The sequence below is a fragment of the uncultured Oscillibacter sp. genome, from assembly GCF_947654275.1.
Classification (GTDB): domain Bacteria; phylum Bacillota; class Clostridia; order Oscillospirales; family Oscillospiraceae; genus Oscillibacter.
The window spans coordinates 1-16,650 of sequence record NZ_CANTJS010000055.1 but is presented as its reverse complement, the minus strand read 5'-3'; the positions used below and the strand labels follow the sequence as shown (position 1 = coordinate 16,650).

Annotated in this window: 13 protein-coding genes; 8 read left to right on the top strand and 5 right to left on the bottom strand. The window is 62.4% G+C overall.

Annotated features, from left to right (window positions below; translation table 11 throughout):
- Positions 1 to 275 precede the first annotated feature (275 nt).
- The 3 genes from Q0063_RS12270 to Q0063_RS12260 all read left to right on the top strand — a co-directional run bounded on the left by Q0063_RS12270 (position 276) and on the right by Q0063_RS12260 (position 3,631).
- Positions 276 to 1,817, top strand: a complete 1,542-nt coding sequence (locus Q0063_RS12270) for a 4Fe-4S dicluster domain-containing protein (RefSeq protein ID WP_297872266.1) — start codon at positions 276 to 278, stop codon at positions 1,815 to 1,817.
- A 310-nt stretch (positions 1,818 to 2,127) separates the two neighbouring features.
- Positions 2,128 to 2,619 carry an RNA polymerase sigma factor gene (locus Q0063_RS12265; protein WP_297872265.1) on the top strand — a complete coding sequence of 164 codons (492 nt, stop codon included), beginning with the start codon at positions 2,128 to 2,130 and terminating at the stop codon, positions 2,617 to 2,619.
- A complete protein-coding gene (locus Q0063_RS12260) occupies positions 2,606 to 3,631 on the top strand; it encodes a DUF4825 domain-containing protein (RefSeq protein ID WP_297872264.1) in 1,026 nt (341 codons plus the stop codon). The genes Q0063_RS12265 and Q0063_RS12260 overlap by 14 nt, the downstream gene beginning before the upstream one ends.
- Before the next feature lie 121 nt (positions 3,632 to 3,752).
- Here the strand turns inward: Q0063_RS12260 and carB are convergent, their stop codons facing one another.
- From carB to Q0063_RS12240, 4 genes are all read right to left on the bottom strand, one after another.
- Positions 3,753 to 7,781: a carbamoyl-phosphate synthase large subunit gene (gene carB / locus Q0063_RS12255; protein WP_297872263.1), complete on the bottom strand. Its 4,029-nt coding sequence runs from the start codon at positions 7,779 to 7,781 to the stop codon at positions 3,753 to 3,755.
- A complete protein-coding gene (locus tag Q0063_RS12250; protein ID WP_297872262.1) occupies positions 7,781 to 8,845 on the bottom strand; it encodes a carbamoyl phosphate synthase small subunit in 1,065 nt (354 codons plus the stop codon). Before Q0063_RS12250 ends, carB begins: the two co-directional genes overlap by 1 nt.
- Positions 8,846 to 9,195: 350 nt before the next feature.
- Positions 9,196 to 9,690: a hypothetical protein gene (locus Q0063_RS12245; RefSeq protein WP_297872261.1), complete on the bottom strand. Its 495-nt coding sequence runs from the start codon at positions 9,688 to 9,690 to the stop codon at positions 9,196 to 9,198.
- 169 nt (positions 9,691 to 9,859) lie between these two features.
- The gene (locus Q0063_RS12240; protein WP_297872260.1) at positions 9,860 to 11,548 is read right to left on the bottom strand and encodes a phosphoenolpyruvate carboxykinase (ATP); all 1,689 of its coding nucleotides are present in this window, start codon (positions 11,546 to 11,548) and stop codon (positions 9,860 to 9,862) included.
- 341 nt (positions 11,549 to 11,889) lie between these two features.
- Here Q0063_RS12240 and lspA point away from each other — a divergent pair, with 341 nt between their 5' ends.
- The 4 genes from lspA to miaB all read left to right on the top strand — a co-directional run bounded on the left by lspA (position 11,890) and on the right by miaB (position 15,705).
- Positions 11,890 to 12,393 (top strand): signal peptidase II, encoded by a 504-nt coding sequence (lspA, locus tag Q0063_RS12235; protein WP_297872259.1) that lies wholly within the window; start codon positions 11,890 to 11,892, stop codon positions 12,391 to 12,393.
- A 13-nt stretch (positions 12,394 to 12,406) separates the two neighbouring features.
- Positions 12,407 to 13,333, top strand: a complete 927-nt coding sequence (locus Q0063_RS12230) for an RluA family pseudouridine synthase (protein WP_297872267.1) — start codon at positions 12,407 to 12,409, stop codon at positions 13,331 to 13,333.
- Positions 13,326 to 14,153 carry a hypothetical protein gene (locus tag Q0063_RS12225; RefSeq protein ID WP_297872258.1) on the top strand — a complete coding sequence of 276 codons (828 nt, stop codon included), beginning with the start codon at positions 13,326 to 13,328 and terminating at the stop codon, positions 14,151 to 14,153. The genes Q0063_RS12230 and Q0063_RS12225 overlap by 8 nt, the downstream gene beginning before the upstream one ends.
- A 139-nt stretch (positions 14,154 to 14,292) precedes the next feature.
- On the top strand, positions 14,293 to 15,705 hold the full coding sequence (miaB, locus tag Q0063_RS12220) for a tRNA (N6-isopentenyl adenosine(37)-C2)-methylthiotransferase MiaB (protein ID WP_297872257.1): 1,413 nt from the start codon (positions 14,293 to 14,295) through the stop codon (positions 15,703 to 15,705).
- Here the strand turns inward: miaB and Q0063_RS12215 are convergent.
- Positions 15,702 to 15,959 (bottom strand): hypothetical protein, encoded by a 258-nt coding sequence (locus Q0063_RS12215; protein ID WP_297872256.1) that lies wholly within the window; start codon positions 15,957 to 15,959, stop codon positions 15,702 to 15,704. The two genes, miaB and Q0063_RS12215, sit on opposite strands and share 4 nt — an antisense overlap.
- 90 nt (positions 15,960 to 16,049) lie before the next feature.
- Here Q0063_RS12215 and Q0063_RS12210 point away from each other — a divergent pair, with 90 nt between their 5' ends.
- The gene (locus tag Q0063_RS12210) at positions 16,050 to 16,262 is read left to right on the top strand and encodes a helix-turn-helix domain-containing protein (RefSeq protein ID WP_297872255.1); all 213 of its coding nucleotides are present in this window, start codon (positions 16,050 to 16,052) and stop codon (positions 16,260 to 16,262) included.
- Positions 16,263 to 16,650: the final 388 nt, after the last annotated feature.

The following is a 16,650-nucleotide window of genomic DNA, read 5'->3' as shown; positions in this document are numbered from 1 at the left end:
TTTCCTATTTTATCTCTTTGAATCCAATTTTGCAAAATTGATTTCCGTGCAGCAAGAACCTCTTGCATTGTGGCGAAGCGTCCGCTATAATAAAGTCGAGCCGGACTGGGTATGACCGCGGAAGGAACGGAACCCATCCGCCGTCCGCGGCGGAGGAACCGGCTCCATCACGCCTGCTTCACAACAGCCGGGCGGCGGGCGCCGTCCGAATAATACGCCTGAGTCCCCGGCTTCCGCCGGACGGGCACAGGCCGAACATATGGAGGGAAACAGCTATGAGAGGTGTACACAGCGCGGTGGACGACATTCGCCGTACCGTATTTAAAGAGGTGGCGAAGCTGGCCTATGAAGGCGGCGACCCCCGTCTTGCGGATCAGATTCCCCTGAAAATGATCCAGGGCGACGTGGCCCGCCACCGTCATGACGTATTCCTGGAGCGCGCCATCGTGCAGGAGCGGGTCCGGCTGGCCCTGGGTCTGAATATCCGCTATGCCGGAGAGACCACCCCCGTCAGCGAGGATCTCCAGTGGGCGGAGAAGTCCAAGAAGCACTTCGAGAACCCCCTGGTCAACATCATCCCCTTTGCCTGCAACGCCTGCCCCCCCAAGCAGCTCCGCATCACCGACAACTGCCAGGGCTGCATTTCCCACCCCTGCATGAACGTCTGCCCCAAAGACGCCATTTACATGGACAAAGACAAGCACTGCCACATTGACCAGGAAAAATGTATCAAATGCGGCAAATGCTATAATCAGTGCCCCTACCGGGCCATCAGCAAGATTGAGCGGCCCTGCGCCGCCGCCTGCGGCATGGACGCCATTGAGTCCGACGAGCTGGGCCGGGCAAAGATCAACTATGACAAGTGCGTATCCTGCGGCATGTGCCTGGTGAACTGCCCCTTCGGCGCCATTGCCGACAAGAGCCAGATCTATCAGGTGGTCAGCGCCATTAAAAACAACGAAAAGGTTATTGCCTGCGTGGCCCCCGCCTTTGTGGGCCAGTTCGGCAAGGACGCCACTCCCGCCAAGGTCAAGGCCGCCATGGATGTGCTGGGCTTCTATGACGTGGTAGAGGTAGCCATCGGCGCGGACCTGTGCACCATTCAGGAGGCCCACGACTTCCTGGAGGAGGTTCCGGAGAAGCAGCCCTGGATGGGCACCAGCTGCTGCCCCGCCTGGAGCGTCATGGCCAAGAAGCTCTATCCCGAATTTGCCGATTACATCTCCATGGCCCTGACCCCCATGGTCATCACCGCCCGTATGGTGAAGAAGGACCATCCGGACGCCAGGGTGGTCTTTGTGGGCCCCTGCTCCGCCAAGAAGCTGGAGGCCAACCGCCGGACCATCCGCTCCGATGTGGACTTCGTGCTCACATTTGAGGAGCTCCAGGGCATTTTCGACGCCATGGACATCGACTTTTCCAAGCTCAAGGCCAATCCCGAGGACGAAATGGACGAGGGCACCGGCATGGGCCGGGGCTTCGCCGTGGGCGGAGGCGTGGCCGCCGCCGTGGTGGAGGCCATCAAGCACATCGATCCCAGCCGGGAGGTCAAAATCGAGTACGGAGACGGCCTGAAGAACTGCCGGAAGATGCTGGCCATGGCCAAGGCCGGCAAGCGGAACGGCTATCTGCTGGAGGGCATGGGCTGCCCCGGCGGCTGCGTGGCCGGCGCGGGCACCATCAGCCCCGTGCGGGACAGCACCCTGGGCGTGGAGAAGTTCAAGAACGAGGCCATGTCCAGAAGCTGCACCGAAAGCCCCTATCTGGACCAGCTGGAGGACGTCATCAACAAATACGAAATCAACCACCACGACTGAGTTACTTTTCTCGAGAGAAAAGTAACCAAAAGAGCTTTTGTTTCCGCTTCGCGGTCTATCACAAGAGGTGCAGGCAGAGGATGTTTGCTTCCTCCGTCTATCACAAGGGGCGCGGGCAGAGGATGTTTGCTTCGTTTCCGCACCGCAGTCTCACAGCAATCAGGACGAACGCTTGACGGGCCGGGTTCATCCCGGTCCGTCAAACTTTTTTAGTCAAATTTTTTATCCGGCGCTGTAACAAACGGGGCCCGGGGGGGATGTATAGACAAAGAGGCGGGAAGAGCTCCCGGCGGAGAGAGGAGGGACGGAGATGGAGGACATGGAACAGGCTTACCGCCAGCACGCCCGGACGGTCTATAAATTTCTCCTGGCCCAGTGCCGGGACGAGCACCTGGCGGAGGAGCTGACCCAGGAAACCTTTTACCAGGCCGTCCGCTCCGCGGACCGCTTCGACGGCAGCTGCAAGGTCTCCGTCTGGCTCTGCCAGATTGCAAAACACCTCTGGTACCAGCACCTCCGGAAGCAGAAGCGGAAGTCCCCCGTTTCCACGGAGGACCTGCCGGAGGTCCCCGGCCCCTCGGCGGAGGAGGGCCTTCTGGAGCGGGAGGGGAGGATGGACCTCCTCCGGCTGGTCCACGAGCTGCCGGAGCCGGCCCGGGAAGTGGTCTATCTCCGGGCCTTCGGCGGCCTCAGCTTCCGGGAGATCGGGGACGTGGTGGGCAGAACGGAAACCTGGGCCCGGGTGACCTTTTACCGGTGCAAGGAGAAACTGCGGAATGGAGGCGTGTATGATGAAGAATGATTTGACCTGCGGCGTGGTCCGGGACCTGCTGCCCAGCTATGTGGAAAACCTTCTGGGGGAGGAATCCAGGGAGGCGGTGGAGCGGCATCTGGAGGGCTGTCCGGACTGCACGGCAAACAAGGAGGCCATGACCGCCCCAACCGGGGCGGAGGAGACGGCAGAGGCCGCGAAAGAGGTGGATTTCCTCATGAAAGTGAAAAAGCGGAGCGCCAAGCGGGTGGTCCTGGCAGTGGTATGCACGGCGGCGGTCCTGCTGCTGGCGCTGGTACTGAAAGTATTCATTATCGGCACACCTCTCCAGGAACAGTCCGTGGAAGTGCTGAATATCGACCCGGCAAAGGGCTGCTATAAGGTAACGATTGAATCCAATGCTTCGGCCGACGCCTATCACAGCTGGAAGGTTGAAGTGGAGGACGGAATCGCCTGTATCTACGCCAGAAGAGTGCTGGTATCTCCGCTGTTTCCCGAAGGAAGCGCGGTGGTTTCCGTTCCCCGGGACGTTGAGGAAATCTGGCTGGGAGGGCGTTCAGGACGGCTGATCTTTCAGGATGGACGGGAAATTTCCCGAAAGGCCCTGGAGCTGTACGAGGCTCGAGTACCCTATATGGGAGATGCCCCCGCCCTTGGGAATCTTTTGGAGGTGCTGGACCTTCGCTATCACAGCGGTGAGTACACCATGGCGCTGCAAACCTCCTCCCGGCCTTACCGGCTGACGCTGAACTACACCGGCAGCCGGGACCCGTCGCCGGACGTGTATGTGACGCTGCTGCTGGCGCTGGTGGAGAACCTGGAAGAAGTGGAATGGACCTGGACGGATGAAAACGGAACATTCCACAGCCGCGTGATGACAGCGGAGGATACCGGCGCCGGACAGACGGCTTCCGCCTTTATTGAGGAAAACTGGGATGTTGTTAATGTCGGAAATATCAAGACCTACGGCGAGACGCCGGGGGGCATTCAGTTTCTGATTAAAATTATGGGCATCCAGTACCTTTTTTCCTCCGGAGCGTAAAGCAGGAAGGACCGCCCGTGAGGACGGTCCTTTTGATTGTGTACATCAGGGTTTCCGGCAAACGGGCCGACCCCTGCGGATAACAGGTAGGGGCCGCCGCCCTCGGCGGCCCGATGCCGCCTCAATATTCAATCTCTCCCGTATACACCAGCTTGGCGTCTCCCGTCAGGGTGACTCCCTCATCGGTGTAATGGACCACCAGCTCCCCGCCCTTCACCCGGACGGTAATGTCCGTGTCCTTCTGACAGAAGCCGTTGGCAATGGCGGCTGCCGCGGCGGCGCAGGCCCCGGTGCCGCAGGCCATGGTCTCCCCGCTGCCCCGCTCCCAGACCCGCATTTTGATGGTGCTGGGGTTCACGACCCGGATGAACTCCGTATTGATGCGCTCCGGGAAATAGGGGGCGTGCTCGAACCGGGGGCCGATGAAGTCGATGTCCACGGCGTCCACCCGGTCGCAGAAGACCACGCAGTGGGGGTTGCCCACGTCCACGCAGGTGATGCGGTAGGGCCGGCCGGCGATGCGGACGGGGTAATCCACCACGGTTTTCTCCGAAATGGTGAATTTCAGGGCGGCGGTGTCCAGGGTGGCCCGGCCCATGTCCACGCAGGCGGAGGTGACTTTGCCGTTGGTGGTGTACAGCGTCAGGGTCCGCAGGCCGCTGCCGGTCTCAATGCTCAGCCGTTCCTTGGAGACGAGGCCGGTGTCATAGAGATACTTGCCCATGCACCGCAGGGCGTTGCCCGCCATTTTCCCCTCGCTGCCGTCGGCGTTGAACATGCGCATTTTCGCGTCGGCCACATCGGAGTGCTCCATGAGGATAATGCCGTCGGCCCCCACGCCGTAGTGCCGGTGGCAGAAGGCCACACACAGGGATTCGGGGCAGGTGATCTCCCCGTGGAAGTTCTCCAGGAAGATGTAATCGTTGCCGCAGGTCTGCATTTTGGTGAAGCGCAGCGTCTCCCGGTGGGTCCGCAGGTGGCAGATGTCCACCAGCTCCGTGTTGCCCTGGTTATACCGGGATTCCAGAATGTCCGCCAGGGCCCCGGCGGTGTCCAGGGACGTGAGGCAGGGGATGCCCAGCTGAACGCAGCGGTGGTTCAGGTGGATGAAGTCCCGGATGTATTCCGGTTCCGTGGAGCCGGTGAGAATCACGTAATCAATTTTTCCGTCCTCCAGCAGCTGGAACACCCGGTTGTCCCGGCCCAGCTTCCCCACGATTTCCACGCTGGTGCCCAGCCGCTCAATCTCGTGGGCGGTGCCGTCGGTGGCGTAGAGCTGGAAGCCCAATTCGTCCAGCTTCCGGGCAGTGTCGATGATCTCCGGCTGATCCCGGCGGTTGACTGAAATCAGAACGCCCTTCTTTTCCTCGCTCTCCACCTTGTACCCGGCGGAGACCAGGCCCTTGAACAGGGCTTCCTGCATGTTCTTCCCCAGACCCAGCACCTCGCCGGTGGACTTCATTTCCGGAGACAGGGCCGCGTTGGCGTCGGTGATTTTCTCGAAGGAGAACACAGGCACCTTCACCGCCACATAGGGGGGCTGGCGGTAGAGGCCGGTGCCGTAGCCCAGGGATTTCAGGGGCTGGCCGATCATAACCCGGGTGGCCAGGTCCACCATGGGCACCCCGGTGACCTTGGAGATGTAGGGCACCGTCCGGCTGGCCCGGGGGTTCACCTCGATGACATAGAGCTCTCCCTGATAAATCAGGTACTGAATATTGATGAGGCCCCTGGTGCCCAGAGACAGGGCCAGCTTCTCGGAGCAGTCGACGATGGTTTTCAGCGTCCGGTCCCCGATGGAGAAGGGGGGATAGACGGCGATGGAGTCCCCGGAGTGGACGCCGGTGCGCTCGATGTGCTGCATGACGCCGGGAATCAGAACGTCCACGCCGTCGGAAATCACGTCCACCTCCAGCTCCTTGCCCATAAGGTACTGGTCCACCAGCACGGGGTTTTCCACTTTCCCGGAGAGGATGACGTTCATATAGGTCCGCACATCCTCGTCGTTGTGGGCAATGACCATGTTCTGCCCGCCGATGACGTAGCTAGGCCGCAGCAGCACGGGATACCCCAGGTCGTTGGCGGCGGCCAGGGCTTCCTCCATGCCCAGGACTCCCCGGCCCTGGGGCCGCTTGATGTGGAAGCGCTCCAGCAGCGCGTCGAAGCGCTCCCGGTCCTCGGCCATGTCGATGGACTCGGCGCTGGTGCCCAGAATGGGGATGCCGCGGCTGTCCAGATACTGGGTGAGCTTGATGGCCGTCTGTCCGCCGAAGGCCACCACCACGCCCACGGGCTTCTCCACGGCAATGATGTGCATGACGTCCTCGGGGCAGAGGGGCTCGAAATACAGGCGGTCGGCGGTGTCGTAGTCCGTGGAGACGGTCTCCGGGTTGTTGTTGACAATCACCACGTCATAGCCCAGCTCTTTCAGGGTCCAGACGCAGTGAACCGAGGAATAGTCGAACTCGATGCCCTGACCAATCCGGATGGGCCCGGAGCCCAGAACCATGATGACGGGCCGCCCCGACCGGGGGAAGGCCCGGGACTCACAGAAGCGGTCGAAGCTGGAATAGAAATAGGGGGTTTCCGCGTCGAACTCGGCGCCGCAGGTGTCCACCATTTTATAAACGGCTGTCCCGGCCTCCCCCGGCAGGCCCTCCGCCCCGGAGAGGCGGAGCAGGGCCTGATCGGTGTAGCCCAGGCGCTTGCCCTCCTCATAGCGCTCCGCCGTCAGGCCTCCGGCAAGGGACGCCTCGAAGTCCGCCAGGTTCCCGAGCTTGGAGAGGAACCAGCGGTCAATTTTGGTAATCTCAAAAATTTCATCGGCGGAGACCCCGGCCTTCAATGCCTCAAAGACCGTGAAAATCCGGTGATCGTCCACCCGGCGGAGCCGCTCCCGGACAGGGGCCCCGCCGTCGGGCTTCCGGTTCAGGGTGTCCATTCCAATCTCCGCGCCCCGGACGGCCTTCATCAGGGCCATTTCAAAGCCGGGGGCGATGGACATCACCTCACCGGTGGCCTTCATCTGGGTCCCCAGGGTCCGGGAGGCGTCGGCAAACTTGTCGAAGGGCCATTTCGGCATCTTCACCACGATATAGTCCAGGGTGGGCTCGAAGCAGGCGCAGGTCTTGCCTGTGATGTCGTTTTTAATCTCGTCCAGGGTATAGCCCAGGGCGATTTTCGCCGTAATCTTGGCGATGGGATAGCCGGTGGCCTTGGAGGCCAGGGCCGAGGACCGGGAGACCCGGGGGTTCACCTCGATGACGGCGTACTCGAAGCTGTCCGGATTCAGGGCCAGCTGGACGTTGCAGCCGCCCACGATGCCCAGGTGGGTGATGATGTCCAGGGAGGCGGAGCGGAGCATCTGGAATTCCCGGTCCGCCAGGGTCTGGGTGGGGGCCACCACGATGGAGTCCCCGGTGTGGACCCCCACGGGGTCCAGGTTCTCCATGGAGCAGACGGCGATGACGTTGCCCACGCCGTCCCGCATGGTCTCAAACTCGATTTCCTTCCAGCCGAAAATGGCCTTCTCAATCAGCACCTGCGTAATGGGCGAGGCGTCCAGACCGGTCTGGGCGATGACACGCAGCTCCGATTCGTCCCCGGCCGCGCCGCCGCCCGCGCCGCCCAGGGTGAAGGCGGGACGGACGATAACGGGATAGCCGATGCGCTCCGCCACGGCCAGAGCCCCGTCCACGGTTTCGGCAATGTCCGAGGCGATGACAGGCTGCCCAATCTCCTCCATGGCCTCCTTGAAGAGCTCCCGGTCCTCGGCCCGGGAGATGGCGGCGGCGTCGGTGCCCAGGAGGCGGACGCCCTGGGCCTCCAGAAAGCCCTCCTTATCCAGCTGCATAGCCAGGGTCAGGCCGGTCTGGCCCCCCAGGCCCGCCAGGATGGAATCGGGCTTTTCCTTGAGGATGATGCGCTTGACGGTTTCCGGCGTCAGGGGCTCCAGATAAATCTCGTCGGCCATGGCCTGGTCCGTCATGATGGTGGCGGGGTTGGAGTTGCAGAGGACCACGTTGACCCCCGCCTCCTTCAGGACCCGGCAGGCCTGGGCCCCGGCGTAGTCGAACTCGGCGGCCTGTCCAATCACAATGGGGCCGGAGCCCAGGACCAGGACTTTTTTGATGGACGTATCCAGAGGCATTACAGATCCCCTCCCTTCATCAGGTTCACAAAGCGGTCAAAGAGAAACGCGGTGTCCTGGGGGCCGCCCCGGGCCTCCGGGTGGAACTGGACGGTAAAGGCCCGGAGATCCGGGTAGTCGATGCCTTCACAGGTGCCGTCGTTGGCGTTGGCGAAGGAGACCCGGCCCTGTTTTACAGAGTCCCCGTCCACGGCGTAGCCGTGGTTCTGGCTGGTGATGTAGGTCCGGACGCCGTTTAAATCCCGGACGGGCTGGTTCACGCCCCGGTGGCCGTATTTCAGCTTATAGGTGGCCCCTCCCGCCGCCAGGGCGGTGAGCTGGTGGCCCAGGCAGATGCCGAAGAGGGGCACCTTCCCCAGGAGCTTTTGAATCTGCTGAATCTGATGGACGTTTTCCGCCGGGTCCCCGGGGCCGTTGGAGAGCATGACGCCGTCCGCTCCGGAGCCCAGCAGGGTTTCCGCCGGAACGCCGGCGGGGAAAACCGTCACCGCGCAGCCCCGCTTCCGGAGCTCCTGAATAATGTTGTGTTTCGCGCCGTAATCCAGCAGAGCCACCCGGAAACGGGTCTCGCCCTCCGCCTCCCAGACAGAGGGAGCTTTGCAGGTGACGGCCTCCACCACGCCGGTGACGGCGTAGGTTTTCAGGGCCGTGAGGTCCGCCGGGACTTCATCACAGATACAGGCGTTCATGACGCCGGATTCCCGGATGATCCGGGTGAGCTGCCGGGTGTCCACTCCACAGAGGCCGGGAACGCCCTGTTCCTTTAAAAAGGCGTCCAGATTGCCGCCGCAGCGGAAATTGGAGGGCGCGCCGCACCACTCCCGGACCACGTAGCCGCTGACATGACAGCCTCCCTCGAAATCCTGGGGGATGACGCCGTAGTTGCCGATGAGGGGATAGGTCTGCATGACAATCTGCCCCGCATAGCTGGGGTCCGTCAGGGTCTCCACATAGCCGCACATGCCTGTGGTAAACACCAGTTCCCCGATGGTGTTCCCCTCCGCGCCGAAACGGAGCCCCTGGAAGACCTGCCCGTCCGCCAGCACCAAATAGCCTTTTTTCATAAACGCCTCCCCTAAAATATCCCCGACGAACCGCCGGGGCCTGCTTCCTGGAGCCCAAAGGCCCTGATTTGCCATTTTTCATTATTATGATGGGTTTTTCCTCATCCGTCAATCATTCCGGCTTCTTTAGGGCGTAGACTTTTCGGGAGAAAGAGGTATTACTTTTTGTGCATTTCGCAGGGAACGGCGGTTTCCCCGGCGGAGAGGGCACAAAAAAGAGCCCCCGAAGGGGCTCTTTTGAAGGCTTTGACGCGTTGGGAGGGGGTCAGGCCGGGTCCCTCTGTCCGAAGATAAGATAAAGGTACGGCGCGAAGAAGCCATTTTGAAACGACTGTCGCTGCGGACATGGTTCAGTCCCGAGCCTTCCGCCCGAAGATCAGATAATAGAGGTACGGCGCGAAGATGCCGGGAAGGACCGTCGAAACGGATACCTCTCCGGTGAGCCGGAAGAAAATCTGATCCACCCAGCCCTTCCCCTCCGCCAGGGCATACAGACGGTAGACGGTCATGCTGTAGGTTCCGAATACGTGCTGGCTGATCTGCTCCGCCGCCAGCAGGGCGGCGTTTACCAGCACCATGATGGTGGCGGACCAAAAGAGCTCCCGCCGGGTCATTCCCCGGAGGAACCGCCAGCCCGCCCACCAGAACAGCAGGAAGGAAATCACAGCCATAATCACCGAGAGATACCCGGTGGTGAGGACGATACTTCCGTCCGGCCCCGGTCCCCGGGCCCGCTGGATGAGCCCCCAGGTCAGGCCCAGGACGTAGGTGAGACACCGGCAGACCAGTCCCAGTGCCCCCAGCACCAGGGGAACCCGCCAAATGGGCCTGCGCAGAAAATCCATGCCATACCTCCTTTCGAGAGTAGAGAGTGGAGAGTGGAGATGCGATTAGGAATGAGAAATGAGGAATGAGGAATTTTCCTGATGCCGGTGAATTCCTCATTCCTAATGAAGGGAAAGGAAGCGGACAGGCGCCAGCCTGCCCGCTTCCTTGAAAGCGCTTGCCAGCCGGTTACAGGGTGTTGGCCTCGTCCACGACCTTCTTGATGGCCGCGGCGGCGTCCTCGGGCAGCTTGTTGAAGCCGCCTTCCTCGGTGTCCAGCTTGGTGACATAGTTCAGCCGGTCCTGCATCCGGGCCTTCAGCTGGGCGACATACTCCTTGTCGCTCAGGTCGGGCACGAAGCCCTCCCACTCGAAGATTTCAATGTCCTCGAAGGGGCCCCACTTCTTGAACTGGGCCTTGCCCTCCACAACGGCCTCCAGGACGCCCAGGGTGTCCTCCTTCTGGACCTTCTTGCCCATGAAGTCACCGGTGTTGATGATATAGCAGGCCACGTTTTTCTCCGCCACCAGTTTCTTGAACTTGGCGTAGTCATTGACCAGGGGATAGGTGCGGAAGGGGTTGGCATAGGGCTCCACCACCAGGGCGTTGGGGTCCACGCCCTCCTTCAGCCGCTCGGCGGAAGAACGCTTGGTGGCCAGAGTGGCGCCCATGACGGAGGCCAGGGACGCGCCGCTGAGCTTCACAATGGGGGGAATGGTGGGGTCCTTCATAATCCAGAAAATGGCGTTGACGGGGGACTCAATTTTGTCCACCCGGTTGGGGGACCAGAGCTTGCTCTTGATGGCCCGGCCGTTGCCGTTCCGGACGTCCTCGGTGACCAGGACGATTTTGCCCTCGTCGTCCAGAGTGGCGGAGCAGTTCTGGGCGGTGAGCAGATACTTGTTGTCGTCAGAGGGGACGGGATAGTCGGCGGTCTTGTCGAAATAGGTGGGTTCCAGGGCGATGGAGGCGCAGGTGTCGGAGTTGATGATGAAGGCATCGTCGTGGAGAACCTTGATGGAGGGGTATTTGCCGTCGTGCTTGGCGTGGGTCAGGGTGGACTTGCCGGAGCCGGACAGGCCGAACACCGCCGCCACGTACTTGCTGCCGTCGGCCAGGGTGTATTCCTTCTGTCCGCCGTGGCAGGAGGCGTAGCCGTTGCGGTTGGCAATGGCCCAGGCCAGGGTCAGGGTGCCCTTTTTGTGCTCGCCGAAGTAGCGCATGCCCAGAATGGCGGCGCAGTTGGTGTCGGTGTTGAAGTAGCACAGGCATTTGGGGTCGCAGATGTCCTCTCTGCCCGGAGCGCCGGTCCACTGGGGATCGGAGAAGATATAGATGTCGGCTTCCTTGCCGCCGCCCACGCTCTGGGACTTTTTATACATCTTGACATACTCGTCAGACTGGTACTGGAAGTTCAGCATCCAGTTATAGAGGAGGTTTTCCTCTCCCTCGGGAATCAGCAGGTGGGCGCGGACCATGAACTCGGGGTCCAGGCCGATGAAGACCTCGGCGTGGTACATGGTTTTCCACCGGGTGTCATAGACGGCGTCCATGACAATCTTGTCCAGCTCGGCGGTGTTCACGCCGGGCTTTCCGGTGATGCGGCGGGCGGCGGCATAGCGGCCGGTGATGGAGCCGTCGTTGAACAGCAGAACCTTGGCGTCGGGCTCCAGGCCGAATTCCTCGCCCCGGTATACGGGCATGTCGGTGACCACGGTGCCGGGGGAGTTCTTGGCCATGTCATAGGCCTCCCGCAGGGAGTTGACCTTGATGACATTGTTGCCATAGAAGGGAGCCTCAATGATGGAGCGCGTTTTGGAGAAGCCAACCTTGCCGGGGCCGATGTCGGTTCTCGCGTAATGGGATTTCGTAGACATAGTGCAAATACCTCCTCTTATTGATAACGTGCCCTGCGCCGTATTGGGGTGCAAAGCGCTGTTTGGGCGAACCAGGCCCTATTATATCCTCTTTCCCCGCAAAACGCAAGAGGCTTCCCGGCTTTTTCCCTGCTTTTCCCGGCTTTTCTTCCCCGCTATTCCCGCCGCCGGAGCGGAATTTTAAGGCGGAGAGCCCGGCCCGGAGAGAAAAGGACTTGGATTTCCGGAAAAAATGTGGTATAGTCGGCACAGCCGAACCGGACGCGGCGGATTGCTTCAGCCGCGTCTGACCCAAAGCGGGGCGGTTCGGAAGAGAGATGAAACCGAAGGAGGCGCGGAACATGGCGTATGTGTGCTCAGCCCTGCTGGCCGGGGCGCTGCTGGGACTGGACCAGTGGGTAAAGCGCTGGGTGTCCCTGCACATCCCCCTGGGAGAGGCCCGTCCCTTCCTGCCGGGGCTGATGGAGCTGCGGACCGTCCACAACTACGGCGCGGCCTGGTCCTCCTTCTCCGGGATGCGGTGGATGCTGCTGACGGTGACCGGCGCCATTGTGCTGGCGATTCTGTTTCTGCTGGCGCGGCGGATTGTGCGCCATCCCCTGGGCGTGCTGGGCTGCTGCCTGATTGTCTCCGGGGGCCTGGGGAACATTCTGGACCGCTTCCGCCTGGGCTATGTGGTGGATATGTTCAGCCTCCAGTTCATGGATTTCCCCGTGTTCAACGTGGCGGACATCTGCATCAACATCGGCTGTGTGCTGGGCCTGATTTACTACCTCTTTCTCTACGAGACCCGGGACAAAAAAGGAGGTGGCGGCGACGGAACCCCTGATTCTTCAAGCCGTTGAGGCCGACGCGGGCATGCGGGCGGACGTCTGGCTGGCGGCCCGGGCCGAGGGCCTCACCCGCTCCGCCGCGGCGCGGCTGCTGGAGGAGGGCCGGGTCCTCTGCCAGGGCCGGCCCCTGGCCAAGAACACCCGCCTGACGGGCCGGGAGACCGTTGCCGTCTCCCTGCGGCCCCCGGAGCCCATCGAGGCCCTGCCCCAAAACATTCCCCTGGACATTGTCTATGAGGACGGCGACGTGATCGTGGTGAACAAGCCCAAGGGGCTGGTGGTCCACCCCGCCCCCGGCCACCCGGACGGCACCCTGGTCAACGCCCTGCTGCACCACTGCGGCGGCACCCTCTCCGGCGTGGGGGGCGCGTTGCGCCCCGGCATCGTCCACCGCATCGACCGGGACACCTCCGGCCTCATCATCGCCGCCAAAAACGACTTCGCCCACCAGGCTCTCTCTGCCCAGCTCCAGGACCACAGCCTGGCCCGGACCTATGCGTGCATCGCCCTGGGCCGCTTCCGGGAGGACGCCGGAACCGTGGACGCCCCCATCGGGCGGCACCCAACGGACCGGAAGAAAATGGCGGTGGTCCCCAATGGCCGCCCCGCCGTCACCCACTGGGAGGTGCTGGAGCGCTTTTCTGCCTGTCCCGGCCCCGGCGGCGTCCGGAACAGCACCTGCGCCCTGCTCCGCTGCCGGCTGGAGACGGGCCGGACCCATCAGATTCGGGTCCACCTCAGCCACACCGGCCACCCCATTTTAGGCGACACGGTGTATGGACTGAAAAAGCCGGTTCCCGGCCTTGCCGGGCAGTGCCTCCACGCGGCGGGGCTCCGCTTTGTCCACCCCCGGACGGGGGAGGCGGTGGAGCTGGCCTGCCCCCTGCCGGAGGAATTTCAGGCCCAGCTCCGCCGGCTGGGCAGCATGCGAGGAGGAATATTTGATGATTGATATGCAGCAAACGACGCCCCAGTGGCTGTGGTGGTGGTTCCGCTTCGGCATCGGCCTGGCGGCCGCCGCCGCCGGCGGGGCGCTTCTGGTTTTCCTGCTCTGGCGGCTGGGAAAGGCGGTCCGGTGGGCGAGGCTGCCCAGGGAGGAGCGGGAGCGGAAAAAGGCGGAGAAGGAACATCTGCTGACCCAGGTCTCAGGCCGGGGCCGGACGGCCTATCTGGTGCTGTGCCTGGAAAACGCCCTGGCCCGGTTCGGGCTGGAGGCGGCGGACTGGGAATGGGTGCTGCAAAGGCTGTGGGCCCTGACCGAGGCCCCGGAGAGCCAGCATCGCCGCCTGTTTGAGGTCTGCTGCCTGCTGCCGGAGAACGTACTGCCCTATGAGAGCTATGAGGAGCTGACGGCCCAGGGTTGCTCCGACGCCCTGCTGGCCGTGTGGGAGGCGGAGGAGGGACTGCCCGAAGAGCGCTTCCAGCCCATGCGGGACCTGTACGCGGCGGCGGGCTGGCGGCTGTGCGTCCTGGCCCCTCTGCTCACCGCCGTGTATCAGTCCGCCGCCTTCTCCTGGGCCGCTGCCGGCGGGAACGAACGGAAGGTCCTGGAGCTGGTCCGGAATACGGAGACCATGATGCAGAACTGGAACATCCCTCTGCCCCAGGGCTCCGGCCTGACCGCCATTCAGAAGGAGCGTCATCCCGGCTGGGGTCCGGCCTTTCCCGGCGTGCGGCTCTCCGCCCTGCTGAAAACCAGGACCCCGGAGGAGGCCGCGGCGGAGGAGGCCCAAAAGGCGGCCAAGGCCGCTCTGCTGGAAATGAACGAGTGAACAGCAAGAGCAGGGACGGGTCAAAGCCCGCTCCCTGCCCTTGTTTTTGTGGGTCTGAAAATGTTGAAAGGCCCCTTGTGCATCCCGGTGCTTTGTGCTATGATGCATTTGTAAAAGTATCGAAATCGGAGGAAGCGATTTGGAACGTAAGGATATTTTAGTCCCGGAGGAGGAACTGAACCGGCAGCGGGACTTTCAGACAAAAATCAAAGATCAGTTCGCCGCCCGTCAGGCCCACCCCCTGGCCTGCCTGGAGACCTTTGGCTGCCAGCAGAATGTGGCCGACGGGCAGAGGCTCATGGGGATGCTGGAGGCCTGCGGCTTCGCCTTTACCGGGGAGCCCCGGGAGGCGGACCTCGTGGTCCTGAACACCTGCGCCATCCGGGAGCATGCGGAGCAGCGGGTATTCGGCAACCTGGGGGCCCTGACCCACTCCAAGAGGGAGAACCCGGAGCAGGTGATTGTCCTCTGCGGCTGCATGGCCCAGGAGGAACGGACGGCCAAGCGGGTGAAGGAGTCCTACCGCCACGTGGACCTGGTTTTCGGCCCTCAGGCCCTGTGGAAATTTCCCGAGCTTCTCTGGCAGGTCTACGAGACGAAAAAACGGGTGTTCTCCGTCGCCGACGAGCACGGGACCATTGCCGAGGGCATTCCCGTGGTCCGGGAGCGGGGGGTGAAGGCCTGGGTCTCCATCATGTACGGCTGCAACAATTTCTGCTCCTACTGCATCGTGCCCTATGTCCGGGGCCGGGAGCGGAGCCGGGAGCCCGCCGCCGTCCTGGAGGAGGTCCGGCAGCTGGTGGAAGCCGGGTATAAGGACATCACCCTGCTGGGCCAGAATGTCAACTCCTATGGAAACGACCTGGACGCGGACTACCATTTCCCCGACCTGCTGGCGGACATCGACCGGATTCCCGGGGACTACTGGGTCCGCTTCATGTCCAGCCACCCCAAGGACGCCACCCCCCGGCTCTTCGACGTCATGGCAGCCAGCCGCCACGTGGCCCGGCAGCTTCACCTGCCCTTCCAGTCGGGAAACAACCGGGTTTTGCAGGAGATGAACCGCCGCTACACCCGGGAGAAGTACCTGGACCTCATCCGTTATGCCAGAGAGGCCATGCCGGGTCTGGTGCTGACCAGCGACGTCATCATCGGCTTCCCCGGCGAGACCGGGGCCGAGGCCATGGACACGGTTTCCCTGGTGGAGGAGGTGGGGTTTGACGCCCTGTTTACCTTTATCTACAGCCCCCGCCCCGGCACCAGGGCGGCGGAGCTGCCGGATCCCGCGTCCCGGGAGGAAAAACAGAAGTGGTTCGACCGGCTGCTGGAGGTCCAGAATGCCCGGTCCGCCGCCCTTCACGCCGCCTATGTGGGAAGCGCCGTCCGGGTCCTGGCAGACGGCGAGAGCGGCGACCCGGACTACCCCCTGTCCTCCCGCACCGAGGGGAACCGGCTGGTCCGGCTCAGGGGGGACAGGTCCCTGATCGGGCAGTTCCTGGAGGTGCGGATTACGGGGAGCAACACCTGGGCCCTGTACGGCGAACCGCTCTAGGACTGGGCCAGCCACCTGCCCAGGGCGACGCCCTCCTGGAAAATCCAGTCCTTTTCCAGGCCGGAGAGCTGGGCGTATTCGGACATATATTCGTCTACGGCGGTCAGCTGCGCCTGGGAAAGCTCGTCTTCCAGACGCTCCCAGGCCATGAATGCGGATTGGCTGCGGACCTGATATTCCAATGAATGTAAGAGGGTATCTGCCCTGTGTCTGTCGATGATATAACAATATAGACATTTAAGATATTCGTCCATGTTCACACCTCCCGACAGGAACACAAATATGTCTCTATGATTAGATTATAGCAGACACATACGTGTCTGTCAAGAGGGGAAAGGGAAGACATGACATTTTCGGACCATCTTTTTCAACTGCGCAAAAGCCGGGGGTTGAAGCAGAAGGAGCTTGCCCCATTCATCGGCACCAACTGGCGCACCTATCAGACGTATGAACGCGGGCAGCGGGAGCCGCAAATGTCCACACTCATCGCCCTGGCGGATTTCTACGGCCTTTCCCTGGACGAGCTGGTCTGCCGGGACTGGCCCAAAGAGAGATAGGGGCCGGAGTCCTGCCAAAAAATCCCCCGTCATCGGGGGGATTCAGGGGGGTGCCCCCCCTGACGGGGATTCCAAAGGGGCTGGCCCCTTTGGGCCCCCACGGCAGTGGGCCCCGCTGGGAAGCGTCCCCCACGGCAGTGGGCCCCGCCGGGACTGGCCCAGGGAACCGGAAGAGGATTGACAATTGTTGTCCCCTATTTTATAATGTGAAGGAAAACGGATATAAGGGAGGGGAGCCATATGCTGGACGAAAAGGACTTACAGGCAATCGCGAAGCTCATCAGCGCCTCCGAGGCCCGGATGACGACGCTGATTAAGGAAGAAGTCGGTGCTTCCGAGGCTCGGATGACGGAAAAAATCAGCGCCTCCGAGGCTCGGATGACGGAAA